The sequence below is a fragment of the Pedobacter sp. GW822-FHT03F06 genome (assembly GCF_058801365.1).
The window spans coordinates 218489-240542 of the sequence record NZ_JBXANE010000005.1 but is presented as its reverse complement, the minus strand read 5'-3'; the positions used below and the strand labels follow the sequence as shown (position 1 = coordinate 240542).

Here is a 22054-nt window from a genome sequence, read left to right as displayed (position 1 = left end):
TATAACGCGAAAGCACCGTCAATTCAATATAGGCAGGTCTCCTGACTTATTCCCGATCTTATCGCCTTCCCATCCCGGTAAACGGCACAGTGGCATGAATGATAAGACCGTTGTCTTTTTAATAAAAGACAGAATTTACAGTTGCGCGACAGCTCGTGATTTGCACACGATTCCCTATTAATCCCGGGTGTAATTCCGGGAACCTGTATCGGTTGATGAAAAATAAAGTTAAGAACTTACATCAAGGCAAATGTATGGATTAGGATTTAAAACTTGTAACAAATTTACAGCAAGCCGTTTTTAGCGCTTATTCTCTATTATATTTGATTACCTAACTAAACTTTATTATGATAAAAATCTACTTTAAAAGGCTTTTTATTGCTTTTTTAATGGTAAATAGCTATGCGGTGCTGGCGCAGGAAGTGCCAACGCCTAAATCGCATTTTGGTTTTGATATCGGCGACGATTATCAATTGGCCAATTATACCCAAACAGAAGCTTATTTTAAGAAACTCGCGGCATGTTCTGACCGCATTAAACTGGTTGATATTGGCAAAACCGAAGAAGGCAGAAGTCAATACATGTTAATCGTTTCTTCACCAGAAAACCTCAAGAAATTAGACCGTTACAAGGAAATTTCGCAACAGCTGGCACACGCAGAAATTACAGCGGAGCAGGCAAAAGCATTGGCCCAGGAAGGTAAAGCAGTAGTTTGGATAGATGGTGGCCTGCACGCCAACGAGGTAGTGGGTGCGCATCAGCTGATTGAAACAGCTTATGAGTTTGCCTCCAGAAAAGACCCTGAAACCCTGCGCATTTTGGATAACGTAATCATTTTGTTTACCCATGCCAACCCTGATGGGCAAGAACTGTTGGGCAATTGGTACATGAGAGAGAAAGACCCTAAAAAAAGAACAACCTCAGGTTTGCCTGTTTTGTATGAAAAATATGCAGGCCATGATAACAACCGCGATTTCTTTATGTTAAACCTTAAAGAAACGCAGAATATCGGACGCCAGCTTTTTGTAGAATGGATTCCGCAGATTATGTATAACCACCATCAGGCTGGTCCGGCGGGAACCGTTGTTGCCGGGCCTCCCTACCGCGATCCTTTTAATTATGTTTTCGACCCCACGTTGTTAACCAGTTTGGATGCCGTTGGTGCGGCCATGCACAACCGAATGAATGTAGAAAACAAACCTGGTTATACCCAGCGTGGAGGATCGGTTTACTCTACCTGGTACAATGGCGGTTTAAGAACCACCACTTATTTTCATAATATGATTGGGCTCCTGACCGAGATTATCGGGAACCCTACGCCTTCTGAAATTCCGTTAGTTCCTTCGAGATTATTGCCTAACGGCGATTCACCAAACCCGATTACCCCGAGGAAGTGGTACTTTAAAAACTCGATCGATTATTCGGTATCGTTAAACTATGCCGTTTTAAACTATGCGCAACGCTATCGCGACGAATTGTTGTACAACATTTACCAGATGGGCAGAAATTCGATAGAACGTGGTAAAAAAGATACCTGGTCTTTTTCTCCAAAAAAAATAGAAGCCATTAATAACGCGGCTAAAGGTGAAAAAGGGGCGTCAATTGCCGGAGGTGATGCAGATTTTGGGGCAAGGAGGCAGATCAGTATGAAAGCTTTTGATACGGTAATGAAAGCTCCTGCAAACAGAGATCCCCGCGGATACATTTTAAGTGCCGATCAACCGGATTTTAACTCTGCTGTTAAATTTTTAAACGCTTTGATCAGAACGGGTATTGTGGTTCAAAAAGCAACCGCTTCATTTTCCGTTGCGGGAAAAAATTATCCTGCCGGAAGTTATGTCATAAAAACCGATCAGGCTTTCCGTCCGCACGTTTTGGATATGTTCGAGCCGCAAGATCATCCAAACGATTTTAAATACGAAGGGGGTGCACCAATTCCACCATACGATGCTGCCGGATGGACTTTAGCTTATTTAATGGATGTGAAATTCGACCGGATTTTAAATGATTTTTCAGGGCCGTTTGAGAAAAACCCTTACGGAGAATTATTAAAGCCAGACAATAAATGGCCTAATGGATCAAATTATGTGTTAAGTGCAGCACAAAACGATTCTTATACTGCAGTGAACGATCTTTTGAAAAATAAAATTGAAGTTCACCGTTCTACTGAAAATGGCGATTTTTATGTTTCGTCAGCAGGGAAAGCAATATTGGAAAAAGCAAACATTAAACTCAAAACTGCAGCCGTACCAAAGGATAAGATTAAAATTTCTGCTGGCAGAATTGCGCTTTGGGATACCTATGGAGGCTCTATGGCTTCAGGCTGGCTGCGCTTTTTAATGGAACAATATCATTATACTGCAACGGTAATTTATCCGCAGGATATTGATGCCGGAAACTTAAAATCTAAGTATGATGTAATTATTTTTGTAGGTGGTGCGATCCCATCGGTTCAGGGAGGTGCTGGAAACAGATTTTTTGGGCCAAAGGCAGAGGAAGTTCCTCAGGAATTTAGAAACCGTTTGGGAAGGATCACCGCAGACAAATCAATCCCTGAATTAAAGAAATTTTTGGAGGCAGGCGGCAATATTGTAACTATTGGTAGCAGTACCAATTTAGCCTATCATTTAAATCTCCCTGTTCGCAATGCAATGGTTGAAATCGTAAATGGAGAGGAAAAGAGATTGCCAGCTGAAAAATATTATGTCCCGGGAAGTGTTTTAAATGTTGGCGTAGATACAACTTTGCCAAGCAATTGGGGCATGGAAAAGGAGGCTGATGTATACTTTGATAATAGCCCTGTTTTTAAGCTCACAGGCGACGCTATTGCAGCAGGAAAGATTAAACCTTTAATGTGGTTCGAAAACGCCACCCCGCTACGCAGCGGCTGGGCCTGGGGGCAGGCTTACCTGCAAGATGGGGTAACGGCCTTCGAGGCAAAGGTTGGTAAAGGCAAGCTGCTTGTTTTCGGACCTGAAATTGCTTTTAGGGCACAAACACATGGCACTTTTAAGCTGATATTTAACCAGTTGTATAAGTAATCACATCTATAAATTACTCGGATTTGTCACGTTGAGCTTGTCGAAACGCTTAAAAACGTATTATTTCTATCCTTCGACAGGCTCAGGATGACAGTTCTATATTAATATAGAAAGCCACTACCCTAAACGATAGTGGCTTTTTACTTTGATCTTACTTTACCCAACTTTAATCACCTTAATTTTGTGTTATGAAAGTAGAAATCTGGTCGGACGTGATGTGTCCGTTTTGCTATATCGGGAAAAGACATTTTGAGCAGGCGATAGAAAAATTGCCGTTCAAAAATGAAATTGAAGTCGATTGGAAGAGCTATCAGCTCAATCCTGAGTATCACAATACCAATAATGAATCCGTTTACGATTACCTTTCGCGAAGCAAGGGAATGCCAATTGAGCAGGCTAAACAAATGACCAAGCAGGTGGTCGATATGGCTGCAAACGCCGGTTTGAAGATAGATTTTGATACGAATATTCCTGCCAATACCTTTAATGCTCATCGTTTGATCCATTTGGCGGCAAAACATAATCTTCAGGATTTAGCTGAAGAAAAACTGTTTGAAGCGCATTTTGTAAACAGTAAAAATATCGGTGAAACGAGTGTTTTGATTGATCTTGCTATAGAAATAGGTTTGGATAAGGATGAGGTTGAATCAGTTTTGAATGGAAATGAGTTTGCTGAAGCTGTCCGTTACGATATTTATGAAAGCCAGAATTTAGGGATCCGCGGTGTACCTTATTTTGTAATGGACCGCAAGTATGGTGTTTCGGGTGCTCAACCTGTTCAGGCATTTACCGATGCACTTACTCAAAGTTTTACCGAATGGAAAGAAGCTCAACCTAAAACCACAATAACCTCATTAAATAAAAATGATGATGCAGTTTGTGATGAAAATGGGTGTGAGATATAGCCTTTTTCCCGCAGATTAAGCTGATCAACGCAGATTTTACCCAACTCGTCATGCTGACCTTTAGCGCAGCGGAAAGCTACGCAGTAAATTTATTTCAGCATCTATTGCGTTAATTATGAATTAGATCCTGAAACAAGTTCAGGAGGACGATCGTTTTCGGTCCTTCGACTCCGCTCAGGATGACGATCGCTCGGGATATTTACCGTGGCTGGTTCTTCAACGGCGTTAACAGATACTCTAATCCATTTACTCGGATCTCAAACATAGTAGCCATTAAATCGCCTAATTTACCCTTGGGGAAGCCCTTATCCTTATACCAAAGCAAATAACTTTCAGGGATATTGCAGATCAGATAACCTTTATATTTTCCGTAAGGCATTTGCATTTTCACTAAATCGAGCAATAAGGTAGGGTCTAACATTTCATTTTAAGATAAACTAAGTTTAAAAACATTAAATCAGTCAGTTCGTTGATCAAATTAACGTTAATTGAGTCAGTCTATTGACTGAATTAATGTTTTTAGTCGATAAGCTCTAAAGTTTCTATTGCCTCTTCAACAGTATTTATGTTATCGAAAGCAATCCTTAAGGTGTTTTTTACCTCTTTTAAATTACACATACGTGGATGGTTCTGTGCAAAAGTTAAAATCTTGGTAAAGGTATTCGAATCGAAATAAGCAGATTGTTTATCGCTTAAGAAATATCCTCTTAAGCTGTTTTTCTTGAAACTAATTTTCTCGAAGCCTAATTTCTTGCCCAACCATTGCAAACGTACCACGCTGAGCATGGTTTTTACCTGTGGCGGAACCGGACCAAAACGGTCGGCCAAATGTTTTTCAAAAATAGCTAATTCTGCTTCGTTATTGAGTTTAGAAAGCTCGGTATATAAATTGTAACGCTCGGTAATATTGGTGATATAAGCATCCGGAATGTACAATTCCAGATCGGTATCTACCTGCGTAAAGCCCACAAACGGACGGGCAGGTTCATTTTCGAACAGGCCTTTAAACTCGGCTTCTTTTAATTCTTGAATAGCCTCGTCCAAAATTTTGTGGTACATCTCAAAACCGATTTCCGCAATAAAGCCACTTTGTTCGGCGCCCAATAAATTTCCACTTCCACGGATATCCAAATCCCGCATGGCTACGTTAAAGCCGCTTCCCAGGTCAGAAAATTCTTCAATGGCACTTAAGCGCTTCCGGGCTTCAGAAGTTAAAGTAGATAGTGGCGGTGAAAGTAAATAACAGAAAGCTTTTTTGTTGCTCCTGCCTACCCGGCCACGCATCTGATGGAGATCACTTAAACCAAACATATGTGCATGGTTAATAATAATGGTATTGGCATTTGGGATATCTAAACCAGCCTCAATAATCGTGGTAGCCACCAAAACATCTTTTTCACCATTAATAAAATCGAGCATTACATCTTCCAGTGCGTCGCCATCTAGCTGGCCATGTGCAATACCGATCCTGGCTTTTGGAACCAGTTTCTGGATCAATCCACCCAATTGCATCAGGTCATTTACGCGGTTATGGATAAAGAAAACCTGTCCGCCGCGGTCTAATTCGAACTGAACAGCCTCTTGAATCAGTTTATCATTAAAAACATGCAATTCAGTACTCACCGGTTGCCGGTTTGGTGGCGGTGTACTGATGATGGATAAATCTCTTGCGCCCATCAAAGAAAAATGCAGCGTTCTCGGGATCGGAGTCGCGGTAAGTGTTAAAGTATCAACGTTTACCCTTACAGCTTTTAACCTTTCTTTTGCGGTAACACCAAATTTCTGCTCTTCATCAATAATCATGATGCCGAGATCCTTAAACTTTACATCTTTGCTCAGCAAACGGTGTGTGCCGATTAAAATATCAACTTTGCCTGCAGCTGCTTCGGCTAACGTGTCCTTAATCTGTTTACTGGTTTTAAAACGGTTAATGTAATCAACCGTAACCGGGAAATCTTTTAAACGTGACGAAAAAGTTTTGAAATGCTGTAAGGCCAATATGGTTGTTGGTACCAGGATCGCTGCCTGTTTACCTTCTGCTACCGCTTTAAATGCCGCACGTACTGCAATCTCTGTTTTTCCGAAGCCGACATCACCACATACCAAACGATCCATTGGATGCGGCGATTCCATATCCTTTTTCACATCCTGGGTAGCTTTTAACTGATCGGGGGTATCTTCGTAAATAAAAGAAGCCTCCAATTCAGTTTGTAAATAGCTATCTGGCGAAAATGCCGTTCCAGCCTGGGTTTTGCGCAAAGCATAAAGCTTGATCAAATCCCTGGCGATATCTTTAACTTTTTTTTTAGTAGTTTTTTTTAGCTTATCCCAGGCATCGGTACCCAGTTTATTCATTTTGGGTACTCCGCTTTCCTTACCGCTGTATTTGGCAATGCGGTTTAACGAGTTGATGTTTACATAAAGCAGGTCGTTATCCGCATAGATTAAACGGATCATTTCTTGTGTTTTTCCATTTACCTCAACCTTTTCAAGCCCGGCATATTTGCCGATGCCATGATCGATGTGGGTAACGTAATCGCCGGATTTTAGTTCCCGAAGATCTTTTAGGGTAATGGCCTGACTTTTCTGATAGCCTTTTTTAAGCTTGTATTTATAATATCGATCGAAAATCTGGTGATCGGTATAAAATGCGGTTTGGATCTGTGGATCAACAAAACCTTCGCGCAACATGCTATTGATCGGCGTAAACTTGGCCGTTTTATCAATATCCTCTAAAATGGCATATAAACGTTCAACCTGTTTTGGTGAATCAGTAAAAATAAAATTAACAATACCCTCTTTTTCATTTTCCTTAAGGTTGTGAATGAGTAGGTTGAAATCTTTATTAAACGATGGCTGTGGTTTGGTTTCAAATTCAAAACGGTCGGCGGTTTTATAAAAAAACTGCTTCCCGAATTCGATGATTGGAAAATCCTGAAGATGATCGCCCAGTAACTTTTCGTCAGTAAAGGCAAATTTTGGATCAATCCATTCGGGATTTTGGTTTTTATCTACCGCTGGTAGTGCTTTCCAAAGTTCAACAGCCTTTTTAAAGCCCCCTTTAACAATATCGAGGGTAAATTCTACATCCTTAAACCAAAGCTGTGTATCCTGATCGATATAATCGAGGATGCTGATGTTGCTTTCAGTTAAAAATTTCGCCTGAACATTCGGGACAATGGTAAGCGACTTAACATCGGCAACCGAAAGCTGACTTTCAATTTCAAAACTCCTGATACTTTCTACCTCATCACCAAAAAACTCGATACGGTAAGGAAGATCGGATGAGAAAGAAAATATATCTACAATACCGCCACGGATAGAAAATTGGCCTGGTTCGTAAACAAAATCTCTTCTGTCGAAATCGTAATCAATTAAAAATTCGTTGATAAAATCGATGCCCAACTTGGCACCCAGACTAATTTCTAAAGTGTTTTTTTCTAAAGCAGAGCGGTCAATAACCTTTTCGGCGATGGCTTCGGGATAAGAAACCACAATTTTTCCGTATTCCGAATCGTGGTTCAGTTCGTTCAAAACCTCCGCACGGGCCAAAACGTTGGCCGTATCAACCTGTGTAAAATCAAATGATTTACGGTACGAGGATGGGAACAATAAAACCTGTTTATCCAAAACGCTCTCCAGGTCAGACTGAAAATAAGCGGCTTCTTCCCTATCCGGTAAAACGAATAGTATGGGTTTATGTAATATAAAGTAAGAAGACAGGGCAACAATAGCATCGGCCGAACCCACCAATCCCTTTAATTGTATCTTTGGGTTTTTGCTGCTATTCAACGCTTTGGTAAATTGGGTTACCCTATCGTCGGTTTTGTATCTGTTTATTAAATCGCGAATGTTCAAGGCACAAAAATAAGCTTATCTTTTAATATTAACCTGCAATTTGTGTAAAGGTTTTTTTAACTATTTTTGGCTGGGTTGCAGGTGAAAATCAAAAAAGGAAAAGAAATAAGTTCTTATTCTTAGATTCCATTACTCGTTTTGTCGAAATATATCCCTCTTTCGTCGATTAGGGGGCAAATTGATGTAACAAAGGGTACGCTATAACCTCTAAACCATATAAAAAGTGAAACAATGAAGTACATCAAAAGCTTTCCACTAGAACTTTTTTTCTGGGTTGCAGCTTTAGTATTACTGGCAACAGCGAATAGCCACGAACATCACTTCACACTTTGTCCTTTAGCCAATTTGGGCTTTAAAGACTGGTGTCCGGGATGCGGTATAGGCAGGTCAATCAGTCATATTTTACATGGCGAGTTTACCGAAAGCTTTTCCGAACATTGGTTTGGGTTTCCGGCACTTTTAATAATAGTTTATAGAATTTACACATTGATAAAAAATAAAAACAAGTTTAAAATTTCAACCACAAATACATAGCAACCATGGATATATATCAATCACCTCTAATGTCGTTACCAGGCATAACGCCAGAAGAATTCTCATACTTACAACAAGCTACCACCGGATTAACCGAGCAACAGTTGCGTAACTTCTTAATGGTTTACAGCAGCAAAAGGAAAAATCCATCAGATATGCTCATTTTCTGTTTAATCGGTTTATTTGCTGTTCCAGGGCTGCAAAGGTTTATCATCGGTCAGATCGGAATGGGTATTTTATATCTCTTAACCGCAGGTTTATGTTTTATCGGATCGATTATCGATGTGGTAAACCACAAGACTCTTGCCTTTGAACATAACCAGAAAATGGTTTTCGAAAGCTTGCAGATGGTAAGAATGGGCGGTTTTCAGTAAACCATTCATTTTTACGATCCTTAATATTTCTTTTGGAAAGCAAAGACAGAACAGCTTTTAATGTTCGTCCCGCCGTACACGACAAGTCCGTCCCGATTTTATATCGAGACGGGCTTTTTGTTTGACATTCCAACCTCGCAGGTTTTTAAAACCTGCGAGGTTTAACTATATTTATCAAATGAAATTAGCCGAAATAACGAACTATTTAGAAAGCATAGCGCCACTTAATTATCAGGAAGATTATGATAACTCTGGTTTAATTGTAGGTAATCCGAATATGGAAATCCGTGGGGCTTTAGTGGCTTTAGATTGTGTAGAAAAAATTGTAGATGAAGCGATTTCAACAGGTTGCAATCTGATTATTACCCACCACCCAATCGTTTTTAAAGGGTTAAAAAAACTCAACGGTAAAAATTATGTAGAGCGCGTAGTGTTAAAGGCGATTAGGAATAATATTGCTCTTTATGCTATCCATACCAATCTTGATAGTATCCACACAGGAGTAAATGCAAGAATTTGTGAGCGTTTGGGCTTAACAGGAACCAAAGTGCTTTCGCCGAAAACGGGCCTTTTGAAAAAACTGGTTACCTATTGCCCGCAAGCACAGGCCGAGCAATTGAGGTCGGCATTGTTTTATGCCGGAGCAGGCAATATTGGCAATTACAGCGAATGCAGTTTCAATGCCGATGGTTTTGGTACATTTAAAGGTAATGAAGATGCTGATCCTTTTGTAGGAGAAAGAGGCGTTCGCCACCGGGAGGCTGAGGTGCGGATTGAAATGGTGTACCCAACACAGGCCGAACGCAAAATTCTGGTTGCTTTGTTCGAGAACCACCCTTACGAAGAAGTGGCCTACGATATTTACAAACTCGAAAATAAACACCAATTGGTGGGTTCGGGTATGGTGGGCTGGCTGGAATATGATATGGATGCTTATGATTTTTTACATTTGGTAAAAGATAGAATGCAGGCCAAAGTGGTTAGGCACACCGAGGTAATTGGCAAAAGGATCAAAAAAGTAGCGGTTTGCGGCGGTTCAGGAAGTTTCCTGTTAAAAGAGGCCATCGCTGCCGGAGCGGATGCTTTTATTACCGCAGATTTTAAATATCACGAGTTTTTTGATGCAGAGGAAAAATTGATCATTGCCGACATCGGACACTTTGAAACTGAACAATTTACCTCAAATTTATTGCTTGAAATTATTCAGAAAAAATTTACTAACTTTGCAATCCGTTTAACGGAGCAAAATACAAACCCCATAAATTACTTGTTTTAATGGAACAAACCGTAGAACAAAAGCTAAAGGCTTTATACGAATTACAAAATATCCACACAAAAATTGATAAGATCCGCCAGGTTCGTGGTGAATTACCAATGGAAGTTGCCGATCTTGAGGATGACGTTTTAGGATTAGAAACTAGAATTGCAAAAATCAAAGGCGAACTTGATGATCTTGAGGATTCAATCGTAACCCGTAAAAATACAATTAAAGATGCGCAAGCTGCCATCAAAAGATACGATACTCAATTAAAAGAAGTTAAAAACAACCGTGAATACGATGCTTTAACGAAAGAAATTGAGATTCAAGGTTTAGATATTCAGGTTTCTGAAAAGAAAATTAAAGAACACGGTTTCGAAATCACTTCTAAAACTGAAATCTACGAAGCTGCTAAAGCGGAGTTAGATGGCAGAAAGAAAGATTTAGAAGTTAAAAAAGGCGAGCTTGATGTAATTACTGCTGAAACTGAAAAAGAAGAGCAGGATTTACAAAAGAAAGCTGATAAAGCTGAGCCTCAAATCGAAGAGCGTTTATTGGTGGCCTACAAACGTTTACGCAAAAATGCTGTAAATGGTTTAGCTGTAGTAACAATCGACCGCGATTCTTGCTCAGGCTGCTTTAACCAGATTCCACCTCAACGTCAGTTAGATATCCGCCAACGTAAAAAAATTATCGTTTGCGAGCACTGCGGTCGTATTTTGGTTGATGAAGCTTTAACGCACGAAGTAGCAGAAGCTTAATCCGCATCATAAAATTATTAGAACGTCCCGATTTAATCGGGACGTTTTTTGTTTAGACCTATTTTCTGGCGTTTACACAAAACAAGAATATGATTTTAGCGTTTAATGTAGATATTTGTTTAAATGTGAACTACTGTTGCTATAGCGCAGAATCAAACTGAAATATATTCCCGAATGACTAAAATCTTCCCTGTTTTTGCACTTTCTGCTCTTCTACTGCTTCCAGCATCTTTATTTGCAAATTTCGATTTTAACAACAATTGCTTAAATGCCTATAAAAGTATATTCGAGCTTAAATTAGGCAATGCAAGGGCTTATATCTCTACCGAAAAAAAACAGCACCCCAATAATTCCATTATTCCACTTTTAGAAAATTACGTAGATTATTTTACAGTCCTAACATCTGAGAGCAAAGCTGATTTTGATCGCCTAAAGGGAAATAAATATACACGGTTAGACCAAATAAGTGATGATGATAAAAGTTCGCCATATTACCTATATGCGCAGGCAGAAATTAATTTGCAATGGGCACTGATCCGTGGGCGTTTTGGTGAATATTTTAATGCTGCGATGGAGGTTAAAAAAGCCAACAGTCTTTTGCAGGAGAACAGTAAGAAATTTCCGAACTTTCACCTCAACTTAAAAGGCCTGGGGCTGATTAATGCTGTTCTGGGCAATCTTCCGGATGGAGCTTTAAAAACAGCATTATCTACTTTTGGAATCAAGGGTAACCTTCAGAACGGACTAAATATGTTCGAAAAACTGGCTGATAATCTACCAAAATCGTCTTACGAGCCTTTTTACGAAGAAGTGGTGTTTTATTATGCCTATGTATTAACCGATGTGGCGCATAGCCCCCAGGCCTATGCAAAAACCATAAAATATACCGAACGGATTGCCGATACCAGTTTGTTAAAAAGTTATTTGCAGAGTTATGTGTGCATTAAAAACGGACATAGCGAAGAAGCTATTACAATTTTAGCTAAGCGGCCTGAAGGGGGCGTGTATCAGCCTTTTCCATATTTGGATTACCTGGAGGGCATTGCGCACCTGAATAAACTTGACCTCAATTCAGGAACCTATTTAAACCGCTTTTTGCAGACAACCAAGGGTGTTAATTTTGTGAAGGACGCTTACCTTCATTTGGGCTGGATCTCTCTTCTGAAAGGAGATAAAGCGGCTTACACGGCATTTGCTGCCAAGGCTGTTAAAAACGGATATACTTACATGGAAAAAGATAAACAGGCGAAAGCCGAAGCGACTTCAGGAGCGCCAACAATTGACCTGTTAAAAGCCCGGTTACTGTTTGATGGTGGTTATTTAAGCAGGGCCTTGCAGCTACTTGATAACAAGAAAGTAACGGATTACACTAACGATAAAGACAAAACAGAACTGAATTACCGGTTAGGTAGAATTTATGATGACTTAGGGAAAGACGATCAGGCATTAACAGCTTATCAGGAGACAATTAATGAAGGCAAAAATCTAAAATACTATTTTGCCGCCAACGCGGCAGTGCAGATGGGTAAGCTTTACGAAAGAAGGAAAAATAACGCAAAAGCGAAAGAGGCTTTCAATACGGCGATTGCCATGAAAAATCATGAATTCGAAAGCAGTATTGAAAGCCAGGCTAGGGCCGGATTAAAACGGCTAGCGAATTAGAAACGGTGTATAAAGGCATTAATGTGCATCCCAGCCCCTACTGAAGCAAAAACAGCTACATCGCCAGGCTTAACTTTATAGCCTTTAACTTCGCCTTTTAATACCAGATCTAATAAGGTTGGTACGGTGGCTACCGAACTGTTTCCTAGCCATGAAATCGTCATTGGGACTAGGTTTTCTGGCACTGTATCTTTACCGTAAAGCTTAAATAAACGTTTCATGATAGCCGTATCCATTTTCCCGTTAGCCTGGTGAACAAATACGATATTTACATCTTCAACGCTTAAGCCTGCTTTATCAATGGCCTTTTTAATCACCTGAGGCACCTGGATTACCGCAAACTCGTATAGCTTACGCCCATTCATTTTTAAATAGAAGTTTCCACTGGTCTCATCAGGATGAGATCCCTTGCCCATGGTAAGTAAATTACCGTAATTAACGGCATGTGTTTCTGTTTTATGGGCTAATATCCCTCTTTTTTCTGCTGATTCTTCAGCTTCGAAAATTACGGCTCCGGCACCATCCGAAAAAATCATACTATCGCGGTCATGTGGATCGATAATGCGGCTTAAGGTTTCTGCGCCAATAACCATAACACGTTTCGCATCTCCGCTTTTAATATAATAATCTGCCTGTATCGCACCCTGAACCCATCCTGGACAACCAAAAATGATATCGTAGGCAACACAGTCTGGATTTTGAATACCTAATTGTTGTTTTACCTTTGAGGCTAACGACGGTAAAATATCTATGCGGTTGCTACCTAAAGGGATATCGCCAAAATTATGACAGAATATAATATAATCTAAAGTTTCTTTATCAATACCTGCATTTTCAATGGCTTTTTCTGCGGCCTTTGCGCCAATGTGATTGCTTAACTGCTCGGGGCAGGCGTAACGTCTTTCTACGATTTCCGTAATCTCCGAGAATTTATCAATGATCTCTGAATTCTCTTTCTCCAATCGGTTACCATTCTCAAAAAACGTCGAATTTAAGAATTCACTACCAGAAATAATATTCTTTGGGATATAACTTCCAGTGCCGGTAATTACCGTATTTATTGCTCTGCTCATAATTATAATACCGCATACTAAAACGGTATGTAGTATAAAAATATCAATTATATTCGGTAATCGAAAATAAATTTAATTTTAACGAAACTTATTTTCATGGACAAATTTTAATAAGGTTGTTTTCCCGTCGCGTTTAGCTTCTATGGCATGTTTTACTTAACATTTCATAAATATATAAATCAGGCACTAAATATACCCAGTAAAGGGTATATAAATCGTTTAGTTGCTCGGGTATTTTTACAATGAATTAAACGAAATAAAATGAAAAGTTTCTTGACCATTGTTTTGCTGCTGTTGATGGTACAGTTCGCCAATGCCCAATCGCATGTTTCGAAGAGCGAATATGCCCGTTATAACTGCAGATTTGCACCTAAAGGCTGGAATAATGCGGAAGGAAAACTGATGTGCCCCGCTTGTGACAAAGAAAATGAGGACGCCCGTAAAAAGAAAATCGCAGATGATAAGGCAGCCTATGAAGCAGGCAAAATTAGAAATGCAAAGCTTAAGGCTGAAAGGGAGGCAGACTTTAAAAAGAAACTGGCCGAGACTGCAGAGAAAAATAAAGTAACCGAAGTACGCGTAACGATGGGAAAAATGCCTGTAACAGCGATCAAAAAGCCTGAAGTGCCCGTAAAAAAAGCACCATCTAAACCCACAAAAGATATATTGTTTTTTGCCGACTATCCAGGATCAATGTCGATGAGTGGTAAAAGCTTAAATTACTTTTTGAACGAAAATGGCGATACGGTTTTAAAAAGCAAGGATTATAATAGCACTTTCGCGGCTTTTGGAGACAATAAAAATATCGGGATCGTGATTTTGAATGAAGAAAACACCTTAACCAATGGTAAAACGAGAAAGGTTGCAGATATCGTTGACCTGAAAGGAAAACGGCTTTTTAATGATAAGAGCATCAGTACCATATTTCATTTAATGAACGATTATTTCGTGATTGGTAGAAGCAAAGATTTTGGGGAAGATTCTAGCTGGGGCTATAATTATAGAAGGATTCAGGATGTTGACATTTACAATGTAAAAACGAAAAAAACCATCACTTTGGATAAAGATCGCTCTAGAGTAGAACTTTATTTGACATTTGATCACCATAAACTGGAAGATGAGGGGTTAAAACCGGTGCTATCAAGAAGATATTCTAACTATGATGAAGACATATATTGCATAAATGCTGCAGGTGAGTTAGTGGTGAAAAGGTTTCAGAGTTCGAGGTAGATTTATTGTATAATGGGATGGGTTTTATACAGGAAGATAATAGGGGTCTATCTGCTCATCCCATTAACTAAAGTCATCAATCAAGAACACAAAAAGCTCTTTAGGCCCGTGCGCGCCTAAAACCAATGTTTTTTCGATATCTGCAGTTCTACTCGGACCTGTGATGTTGCTGATCATTGATGGGATTTGATTACCATACTTGTTCTTCAATAACAGAAAAGCATCTTTAAGATCTAAAACCAGCTGGCTTGTTTTTGCAATTACAATGTGGTGGTGTGGGAAAATGCTTAATCTCCTGCCGGCAGCACCGCTATTGCTTACCATTACACTTCCATTACGGGCAATTAAGGCTTCGCAAAGGGTAATGCCTACCTCTGCCTGTTCAAAATCTTTATCGGTTTGATAAAAAGGGAATTCGTATTTGCTTAAAAACTGTTGAAGTTCTGGTTCCCAGCAGTATATTTTGCGCCATTTAAACTTATCGGCCAATTGCAGCATGTTTTCAAAGAAATCAATCCCATCTTCGCAGAAGATAAAGTTGCCAGATATAGCGGTGAGCTGCTCGGCAAATAATACTTCTAGCTCATCCGTATTTTTTTTATACAATTGACTTTCTTCTAAATTAGGATAAGGGTTTTCGCGCTTCTCTAATAGTGCTTTCCTTATCTTTTTTAGTATTTGTTCTTTTGCTGTCGTATTATCCTTCATTGTAAAAAAAAAGCTACCCTAATAATTAAACTAGGGTAGCAAATGTAATAATAGAAATTATTTATTTATGCTTCTACCGGAGTAATATGTCCGGGAGTTCCGCTTTCTCCTTGGTTTTCGAATAATCGTTTACCAAAAATCACTTCTAAATCGTCTTTAAATAAAACTTCTTTTTCGATCAGGATATCGGCCAATTGGATCAATTTATCTTTATTTTCTTCTAATAAACTAATCGCTCTTTGGTATTGGCCTTCAATTAATGCCGAAATTTCTTTGTCGATCGTTAATGCGGTATCCTCTGAATATGGTTTAGAGAAATTATACTCATTCTGACCAGATGAATCGTAATAAGTAATATTCCCTAATTTATCGTTCAAACCATAAATGGTAACCATTGCTCTGGCTTGTTTATTTACTTTTTCTAAATCGCTAAGTGCACCGGTAGAAATGGTATCGAACATTACTTTTTCAGCTGCCCTACCACCCATCGTTGCACACATTTCGTCGAGCATTTGGTGAGGACGAACAATTAAGCGTTCTTCTGGTAAATACCAGGCTGCACCTAAGCTCTGTCCGCGTGGCACAATAGTAACTTTAACTAAAGGCGCCGCATGTTCTAACAACCAGCTTACTGTGGCGTGACCAGCCTCGTGAATAGCAATAGCGCGTTTTTCACTTGGGGTGATGATTTTGTTTTTCTTTTCTAAACCACCTACAATTCTATCAACAGCATCTAAGAAATCTTGCTTATCAACTGCCGATTTGTTTTTACGGGCAGCAATTAATGCCGCTTCGTTACAAACATTTGCAATGTCTGCTCCTGAGAATCCTGGCGTTTGTTTTGCTAAAAATTCAGTATCAAGCTCTTCTGATTTTTTAAGCGGAGTGATGTGAACTTCGAAAATTTGTTTACGCTCGATAACATCCGGTAAATCAACATAAATCTGCCTGTCGAACCTGCCTGCTCTTAATAAAGCCTTATCTAAAACATCAGCACGGTTGGTAGCGGCTAAAATAATAACATGTGTATTCGTGCCAAAACCATCCATTTCAACTAAAAGCTGGTTTAAGGTGTTTTCGCGTTCATCATTTCCGCCCATTACACCGTTTTTACCACGTGCACGGCCAATAGCATCAATCTCATCAATAAAGATGATACATGGCGATTTATCTTTTGCTTGTTTAAATAAGTCGCGAACACGAGATGCTCCTACCCCAACAAACATCTCTACAAAATCAGATCCTGACAGCGAGAAGAAAGGAACCTGGGCCTCGCCTGCAACAGCTTTAGCCAACAAGGTTTTACCAGTACCTGGCGAACCTACAAGTAAAGCACCTTTAGGGATTTTTCCACCTAAATCGGTATATTTTTTAGGGTTTTTAAGGAAATCTACAATTTCCATTACCTCTGTTTTTGCTTCTTCTAAACCCGCAACATCGTTGAAAGTAATGTTTACCTGGCTTTCTTTATCGAATAAAGTTGCTTTTGATTTTCCGATACTGAAAATCTGGCCGCCACCGCCGGCACCACCGCCCATTCTGCGCATCATAAAAATCCAGAACCCGATTAAAAGCAGCACTGGTAAAATGATACTTAAGAACCAACTTGCCAACGGATTGCTGCGGCTGGTTTTCTCGGCCAATACCCTTGGCTGGTTAGCAGGAAGATCTTTTTGCGAATCGGCAAGTTGTTTATCAAGGCCATCCATTGTACCGGCATTGAAATATACAACAGGGCTAGCGGTGTTATTTACATTAAAGGTACTATTGCTTTTGTAGGCATCGTATAGTTTCTTTTTTTCTAAACTATCTTTTTTGATATAAACCTCTACACGGACTAAATCGTCGGATTTATAGGCAACAACTTTTTGTACGTCGCCTTTAAGTAACATCTGTTGTTCGAACTTTTGGTAAGTAACTTCTTTACCGCCATCGGTAGTAAATAAGAACTGTGCTGCAATAATGGCTATAATAATGGCCGCGTACACCCAGAAAATATTAAATTTCGATCCTTTTTGTGGTTTTTTAGGGATATTTGGAATTCTTTTTCCTTGTTTTTCGTTGGTATTTTGATTGTCGTTCATTTGTCTTTGTCAAAATGGTTCTATAGGTTATGCGCTTTGATAATTTGTGCTTTCGGCATCCCCCCAAAGTTCTTCTATGCCATAAAAGTGGCGCTTTTCAGTTTTAAAAATGTGCACAACCACATCGAAATAATCAAGAATAATCCAATCTGCAGATTCGAAACCTTCTTTATGTCTTGGATCGGCCTGAGTGGCTTTATATATTTCTTTTTCTACACTATCAGCAATAGCTTTTACCTGAGTACCGGAGTTGGCGCTCGCAATAATAAAGTAATCAGCCACTGAGGTATGAATATTTCTAAGATCTAACCGCACAATATCTTCTCCTTTTTTCTCCTGTATGCCGTGAACGGCTAACTCAGAAAGGTATGTAGAAAGGGCTACTATTTTCTTTTTTACCATTAAAATGCTTTAATTTTGGAATTACAATATTATAAATTCAACACTTGCAAAATAACACTTTTTCGACACTATTTGTTGGTCAAAATTTAATCAAATTAAAAGAAGTTGATTCTACTAATAACTTTTTAAAAGATTTGGTGTCAAAATCCGAGCCATTAGCCGAAGGGACTGTAATTATGGCAGATAATCAGTTTGCCGGAAGAGGACAGCAGGAAAGCGTTTGGCAAACACAGGCAGGGAAAAATATAAGTACAAGCATTTATTTAAAACCTTCTTTTTTGCCCCTAAATAAACAGTTTTATTTAAATATAGCCGTTAGTTTAGCCGTTAGTGATGCTTTAGCCTGTTTTGTTCCGGACGGGATAAAAGTAAAATGGCCGAATGATATGTATTACCAAAATAAGAAATTAGGGGGGATATTAATCGAAAATACACTGACAGGCAATTCTATTAAATCATCAGTAATTGGCATTGGTTTAAATATTAACCAATCCGAATTTTCGGATAATATTAGCCAACGCGCTACTTCAGTCATTCAAATTTTACAAAGAGATGTAGCTTTAATGGATATTATGGATAAATTATTCATATTTATGGAAAAATACTACTTAATTTTGAGGACTGGGAAATATAGTATTTTACAAAATGATTACCTTTCAAGGCTTTATAACTTTAATATTCCAGCGTTGTATATGCAAAATGGAGCGCTTTTTGAAGGTACTATAGTAGGAGTTGAGGATGATGGTAGGCTAACCGTTGATACAAAGAACGGCCTGAAAGGCTTTAATTTTAAAGAAATAGAATTTACACACACAAAATAAACACACAATGAAAAAAATCACTTTAGTACTTTCGATGGTACTTTTTACCATCGCGGGTGCATTTGCCCAAATTGAAAAGCCGGTAACCTGGGCTTATTCTGCGAAGAAAATAAGTAAAGATGAAGCCATCATATATTTAAAGGCTACAATCGAAGATAGATGGCATATCTATTCGCAAAATGTGAAAGATGGTGGCCCGGTAAAAACTACATTTACTTTTGCCCCTTCCAAAGATTTTAGCCTTGTTGGTAAAACAATCGAACCTAAAGCAGTTGTTAAATACGAAAGTACATTTAAAATGAACGTAAGCTATTTCGAAAAAGCGGTAATTTTTCAGCAAAAGGTGAAATTAAATAAGGGTACAGCTGCTGTTAAAGGAAAAGTTGAGTTTATGGTTTGTAATGATAAACAATGTCTTCCACCAGAAGAAGTTGAGTTTAGCGTTCCGGTTAAATAGTTGACATCAAAATATTTACAGACAGTCCCGAATTTTCGGGACTGTTTCTTTTTAAAGTAAAATCTACGTGGAGTAGTGGTTTAAAAAAAATCGTTTATAAAATTATTCTTAATTTCACGGTTTCAAAAAATACACACACAAAACACACAAATGAAAAAGGTTTTATTATTGTTGTTAATGGCTACAATGTTTGTTGCATTGCCAGCCGTTAAGAGTTACGCCCTGGTAACACAGGATACCACAGCAACTGCTCCTCCCGATGATATTGTTTTTACCGAAGTAGGTTCTGCACAGGATAGTGCAGCCAATAGTCTGGTAAAAACGGAAAAAGATACCCTTAAGAAGGATACAGCCAAAGTAGAAAAAGCTACGGTAGCTGGTAAGGATGCCCCTAAACAATCGCTTTGGGTAACCTTTGGTTTAGGCCTGTTGGCCGGTATTGCCGCTTTTTTTCTTCCATGTATTTTTCCCATGGTGCCGCTTACTGTTGGTTTTTTTACCAAAAGAGCCGAAAGCAGAGCAAAAGGAATCAGAAGTGCCATTATTTACGGCTTATCGATCATTGTAATTTATGTTGGTTTAGGCGTAATTATTACCTTGATCTGGGGCGCCAGTGCATTAAATGAAATATCTACCGATGGATTTTTTAATATTTTCATCTTTCTTATACTGATTGTTTTCGGCATATCGTTTTTAGGTGCTTTCGAAATTACCCTGCCAAGTTCATTTGTAAATAAACTTGATGCAAAATCGGATGCTAAAGGTTTAAGCGGGATCTTTTTCATGGCAGCAACCTTAGCAGTTGTTTCCTTCTCTTGTACCGGCCCACTGATCGGAACCTCATTAGTTGCCATTAATACCGATTTGCTAACACCTGTTGTAGTAATGTTTGGTTTCTCATTATCGTTAGCGGTAATTTTTACCATGTTTGCCATTTTCCCGAGTTTAATGACGGGATTGCCAAAATCAGGCGGATGGTTAAACTCTATTAAAGTTTTTCTTGGCTTTTTAGAGTTGGGCCTATCTTTAAAATTCCTTTCGACAGCCGATTTGGCTTATCACTGGGGTATATTGGATAGAGAGATTTTCTTGGCCATTTGGATTGTACTGGCGCTAATTTTAGGCGTTTATTTACTGGGAAAAATCAAATTTTCTCACGATAGTGATCTTCCTTATGTTTCAGTGCCGAGGTTATTTATTGCAACCGCCACTTTCGTATTTGCGATATATTTAATTCCAGGCCTATGGGGAGCTCCTTTAAAAGCCGTAAGTGCATTGGTACCTCCGCTTTCTACTCAGGATTTTGTGATCGGACAAGATAGTGGTGGTGGATCAAACCAAACAACAGCAACCAGCCATGCTAAGCGTAAATATGCTGAATTCCTGCACATTCCGCATAACATTGATGGATTTTTTGATTATCAGGAAGCGTTGGCTTACGCAAAGGAGGTAAAAAAACCGTTATTTCTTGATTTTACAGGCCATGGCTGTGTAAATTGCCGCGAAATGGAGGCAAGGGTTTGGTCTGACCCAAGGGTGCTTAAAAAGTTGAAAGAAGATTATATTGTTGTATCGCTTTACACCGATGATAAAACGGATCTGCCAGCTGCTGAACAATTTGATTCTAAAATTTTAGGCACAAAAGTGAATACGGTTGGTAAAAAATTTAAACATTTGCAGGCCGAAAGATTTAATACCATTTCGCAACCATATTATGTACTTTTGGGTACTGATGAAAAAGAATTAGTTTCGCCTCCTATCGGAGTAGAATTTAATATAGATAAATATTTGCAATATCTTGATAATGGATTATCAGAATTTGCTAAGAAACAAACAAATGAATAAGATTAAGAATATTGGTGTTTTAACCTCTGGTGGAGATTCGCCAGGCATGAATGCCGCAATCAGGGCCGTGGTAAGGGCCTCAATTTATTATGATATCGAAGTAACCGGGTTTATCCGTGGGTACGAAGGGTTGATCAACAATGATTTTATCCCTATGGACCGCAAATCTGTAGCAAATATTATCCAGCGCGGAGGAACCATTTTAAAAACTGCACGTAGCGAAGCTTTTAAAACCGTTGAAGGCAGAAAAACAGCTTATGAAAGCCTAAAAGCCAATAGAATTGATGCCTTGGTTGTAATTGGTGGTGATGGAACATTTACAGGCGCAAATATTTTTTCAAAAGAGTTCGATTTTCCAATTGTTGGTTTGCCTGGCACTATTGATAACGATTTAGCCGGAACAGATTTTACCATTGGTTACGACTCTGCCATTAATACCGTTATCGACGCGGTGGATAGGATCAGAGATACTGCCGAATCGCACGACAGGCTTTTTATAGTAGAGGTAATGGGCCGCGACTCCGGGTTAATTGCTCTAAGAAGTGGAATCGGTGTTGGTGCCGAAGCCATTATGATTCCGGAAGCAAACATGAATGCGAACGACATTTTACATAAACTGGAGCATAGCCGTAAAGATAAAGCTTCGAAAATCATTATCGTTGCTGAAGGTGATGATACCGGTGGCGCATTTAAGGTTGGCGAAATTCTTCAGGAAAAATATCCGCATTATGATACTAAAGTTTCAGTTTTAGGGCATATTCAGCGTGGTGGAAAACCGACCTGTATGGATCGTGTGCTGGCGAGCCGCTTAGGTGTTGCTGCTGTAGAGGGTTTAATTAATGGCGAAAGCGGTGTTATGGCTGGCCAGATTAACCGTGAAATTGTTTTTACGCCCTTTGATCATGCCATTAAACACATTAATGCTGAAAAAGTGAGTTCTAAATGGCTTAAATTAATCGATATACTTTCGTTTTAATCGAAAACAGGATAAAAAAGAAAAGTCTTTCCCGCACCGGAAAGACTTTCTTGTTTTTGCTTAGT

At 39.1% G+C, this 22054-nt stretch carries 18 protein-coding genes and 1 riboswitch; of the genes, 12 read left to right on the top strand and 6 right to left on the bottom strand.

Annotated features, from left to right (window positions below):
* Positions 1–14: 14 nt before the first annotated feature.
* A riboswitch (cobalamin riboswitch) is annotated at positions 15–222 on the bottom strand.
* A 125-nt stretch (positions 223–347) separates the two neighbouring features.
* Positions 348–3041 (top strand): M14 family metallopeptidase, encoded by a 2694-nt coding sequence (locus AC1RJ8_RS10740; protein WP_492953805.1) that lies wholly within the window; start codon positions 348–350, stop codon positions 3039–3041.
* A gap of 188 nt (positions 3042–3229) precedes the next feature.
* A complete protein-coding gene (locus AC1RJ8_RS10735) occupies positions 3230–3946 on the top strand; it encodes a DsbA family oxidoreductase (protein ID WP_492953804.1) in 717 nt (238 codons plus the stop codon).
* 199 nt (positions 3947–4145) lie between these two features.
* On the opposite strand, the gene AC1RJ8_RS10730 is transcribed toward AC1RJ8_RS10735, so the two are convergent.
* Both AC1RJ8_RS10730 and mfd read right to left on the bottom strand, forming a co-directional pair.
* Positions 4146–4367, bottom strand: coding sequence for a DUF3820 family protein (locus AC1RJ8_RS10730; RefSeq protein ID WP_492953803.1), 222 nt, complete (start codon positions 4365–4367; stop codon positions 4146–4148).
* A gap of 98 nt (positions 4368–4465) precedes the next feature.
* On the bottom strand, positions 4466–7804 hold the full coding sequence (mfd, locus tag AC1RJ8_RS10725) for a transcription-repair coupling factor (RefSeq protein WP_492953802.1): 3339 nt from the start codon (positions 7802–7804) through the stop codon (positions 4466–4468).
* A gap of 231 nt (positions 7805–8035) precedes the next feature.
* Here mfd and AC1RJ8_RS10720 point away from each other — a divergent pair, with 231 nt between their 5' ends.
* The 5 genes from AC1RJ8_RS10720 to AC1RJ8_RS10700 all read left to right on the top strand — a co-directional run bounded on the left by AC1RJ8_RS10720 (position 8036) and on the right by AC1RJ8_RS10700 (position 12393).
* Positions 8036–8338 carry a DUF2752 domain-containing protein gene (locus AC1RJ8_RS10720; RefSeq protein ID WP_057930985.1) on the top strand — a complete coding sequence of 101 codons (303 nt, stop codon included), beginning with the start codon at positions 8036–8038 and terminating at the stop codon, positions 8336–8338.
* Between the two features lie 5 nt (positions 8339–8343).
* Positions 8344–8712, top strand: coding sequence for a TM2 domain-containing protein (locus AC1RJ8_RS10715; protein WP_057930984.1), 369 nt, complete (start codon positions 8344–8346; stop codon positions 8710–8712).
* A 178-nt stretch (positions 8713–8890) separates the two neighbouring features.
* Positions 8891–9988, top strand: a complete 1098-nt coding sequence (locus tag AC1RJ8_RS10710) for a Nif3-like dinuclear metal center hexameric protein (protein WP_492953801.1) — start codon at positions 8891–8893, stop codon at positions 9986–9988.
* Positions 9988–10731, top strand: coding sequence for a zinc ribbon domain-containing protein (locus AC1RJ8_RS10705; RefSeq protein ID WP_057930982.1), 744 nt, complete (start codon positions 9988–9990; stop codon positions 10729–10731). The genes AC1RJ8_RS10710 and AC1RJ8_RS10705 overlap by 1 nt, the downstream gene beginning before the upstream one ends.
* A gap of 174 nt (positions 10732–10905) precedes the next feature.
* Positions 10906–12393 carry a tetratricopeptide repeat protein gene (locus AC1RJ8_RS10700; protein WP_492953800.1) on the top strand — a complete coding sequence of 496 codons (1488 nt, stop codon included), beginning with the start codon at positions 10906–10908 and terminating at the stop codon, positions 12391–12393.
* Here AC1RJ8_RS10700 and AC1RJ8_RS10695 read toward each other — a convergent pair.
* Complete coding sequence (locus AC1RJ8_RS10695; RefSeq protein ID WP_492953799.1) at positions 12390–13466, bottom strand: 3-oxoacyl-ACP synthase III family protein; 1077 nt, start codon at positions 13464–13466, stop codon at positions 12390–12392. The two genes, AC1RJ8_RS10700 and AC1RJ8_RS10695, sit on opposite strands and share 4 nt — an antisense overlap.
* A gap of 261 nt (positions 13467–13727) precedes the next feature.
* On the opposite strand from AC1RJ8_RS10695, the gene AC1RJ8_RS10690 reads away from it, so the two are divergent.
* Complete coding sequence (locus AC1RJ8_RS10690; RefSeq protein WP_492953798.1) at positions 13728–14696, top strand: cell envelope integrity TolA family protein; 969 nt, start codon at positions 13728–13730, stop codon at positions 14694–14696.
* A gap of 63 nt (positions 14697–14759) precedes the next feature.
* Here AC1RJ8_RS10690 and AC1RJ8_RS10685 read toward each other — a convergent pair whose 3' ends face one another.
* The 3 genes from AC1RJ8_RS10685 to rsfS all read right to left on the bottom strand — a co-directional run bounded on the left by AC1RJ8_RS10685 (position 14760) and on the right by rsfS (position 17890).
* The gene (locus tag AC1RJ8_RS10685) at positions 14760–15404 is read right to left on the bottom strand and encodes a LutC/YkgG family protein (protein ID WP_492953797.1); all 645 of its coding nucleotides are present in this window, start codon (positions 15402–15404) and stop codon (positions 14760–14762) included.
* A 65-nt stretch (positions 15405–15469) separates the two neighbouring features.
* Complete coding sequence (gene ftsH, locus AC1RJ8_RS10680) at positions 15470–17488, bottom strand: ATP-dependent zinc metalloprotease FtsH (protein WP_492953796.1); 2019 nt, start codon at positions 17486–17488, stop codon at positions 15470–15472.
* A gap of 27 nt (positions 17489–17515) precedes the next feature.
* Positions 17516–17890: a ribosome silencing factor gene (rsfS, locus tag AC1RJ8_RS10675; RefSeq protein WP_057930976.1), complete on the bottom strand. Its 375-nt coding sequence runs from the start codon at positions 17888–17890 to the stop codon at positions 17516–17518.
* 44 nt (positions 17891–17934) lie between these two features.
* Here rsfS and AC1RJ8_RS10670 point away from each other — a divergent pair, with 44 nt between their 5' ends.
* The 4 genes from AC1RJ8_RS10670 to pfkA all read left to right on the top strand — a co-directional run bounded on the left by AC1RJ8_RS10670 (position 17935) and on the right by pfkA (position 21989).
* Positions 17935–18711, top strand: a complete 777-nt coding sequence (locus AC1RJ8_RS10670) for a biotin--[acetyl-CoA-carboxylase] ligase (RefSeq protein WP_492953795.1) — start codon at positions 17935–17937, stop codon at positions 18709–18711.
* Positions 18712–18718: 7 nt separating this feature from the next.
* A complete protein-coding gene (locus AC1RJ8_RS10665; RefSeq protein ID WP_492953794.1) occupies positions 18719–19168 on the top strand; it encodes a protein-disulfide reductase DsbD domain-containing protein in 450 nt (149 codons plus the stop codon).
* A 150-nt stretch (positions 19169–19318) separates the two neighbouring features.
* Entirely contained in the window at positions 19319–21013 is a 1695-nt protein-coding gene (locus AC1RJ8_RS10660) for a protein-disulfide reductase DsbD family protein (RefSeq protein ID WP_492953793.1), read from the top strand.
* Positions 21006–21989, top strand: a complete 984-nt coding sequence (gene pfkA, locus AC1RJ8_RS10655) for a 6-phosphofructokinase (RefSeq protein WP_492953792.1) — start codon at positions 21006–21008, stop codon at positions 21987–21989. Before AC1RJ8_RS10660 ends, pfkA begins: the two co-directional genes overlap by 8 nt.
* Positions 21990–22054 lie beyond the last annotated feature (65 nt).

What these genes read in the sequence shown, in the direction of transcription:
- AC1RJ8_RS10740 (WP_492953805.1), top strand. Translation starts at nt 348, where the DNA reads ATGATAAAAATCTACTTTAAAAGGCTTTTTATTGCTTTTTTAATGGTA.
- AC1RJ8_RS10735 (WP_492953804.1), top strand. Translation starts at nt 3,230, where the DNA reads ATGAAAGTAGAAATCTGGTCGGACGTGATGTGTCCGTTTTGCTATATC.
- AC1RJ8_RS10730 (WP_492953803.1), bottom strand. Translation starts at nt 4,367, where the DNA reads ATGTTAGACCCTACCTTATTGCTCGATTTAGTGAAAATGCAAATGCCT.
- AC1RJ8_RS10720 (WP_057930985.1), top strand. Translation starts at nt 8,036, where the DNA reads ATGAAGTACATCAAAAGCTTTCCACTAGAACTTTTTTTCTGGGTTGCA.
- AC1RJ8_RS10715 (WP_057930984.1), top strand. Translation starts at nt 8,344, where the DNA reads ATGGATATATATCAATCACCTCTAATGTCGTTACCAGGCATAACGCCA.
- AC1RJ8_RS10710 (WP_492953801.1), top strand. Translation starts at nt 8,891, where the DNA reads ATGAAATTAGCCGAAATAACGAACTATTTAGAAAGCATAGCGCCACTT.
- AC1RJ8_RS10705 (WP_057930982.1), top strand. Translation starts at nt 9,988, where the DNA reads ATGGAACAAACCGTAGAACAAAAGCTAAAGGCTTTATACGAATTACAA.
- AC1RJ8_RS10700 (WP_492953800.1), top strand. Translation starts at nt 10,906, where the DNA reads ATGACTAAAATCTTCCCTGTTTTTGCACTTTCTGCTCTTCTACTGCTT.
- AC1RJ8_RS10695 (WP_492953799.1), bottom strand. Translation starts at nt 13,466, where the DNA reads ATGAGCAGAGCAATAAATACGGTAATTACCGGCACTGGAAGTTATATC.
- AC1RJ8_RS10690 (WP_492953798.1), top strand. Translation starts at nt 13,728, where the DNA reads ATGAAAAGTTTCTTGACCATTGTTTTGCTGCTGTTGATGGTACAGTTC.
- AC1RJ8_RS10685 (WP_492953797.1), bottom strand. Translation starts at nt 15,404, where the DNA reads ATGAAGGATAATACGACAGCAAAAGAACAAATACTAAAAAAGATAAGG.
- ftsH (WP_492953796.1), bottom strand. Translation starts at nt 17,488, where the DNA reads ATGAACGACAATCAAAATACCAACGAAAAACAAGGAAAAAGAATTCCA.
- rsfS (WP_057930976.1), bottom strand. Translation starts at nt 17,890, where the DNA reads ATGGTAAAAAAGAAAATAGTAGCCCTTTCTACATACCTTTCTGAGTTA.
- AC1RJ8_RS10665 (WP_492953794.1), top strand. Translation starts at nt 18,719, where the DNA reads ATGAAAAAAATCACTTTAGTACTTTCGATGGTACTTTTTACCATCGCG.
- AC1RJ8_RS10660 (WP_492953793.1), top strand. Translation starts at nt 19,319, where the DNA reads ATGAAAAAGGTTTTATTATTGTTGTTAATGGCTACAATGTTTGTTGCA.
- pfkA (WP_492953792.1), top strand. Translation starts at nt 21,006, where the DNA reads ATGAATAAGATTAAGAATATTGGTGTTTTAACCTCTGGTGGAGATTCG.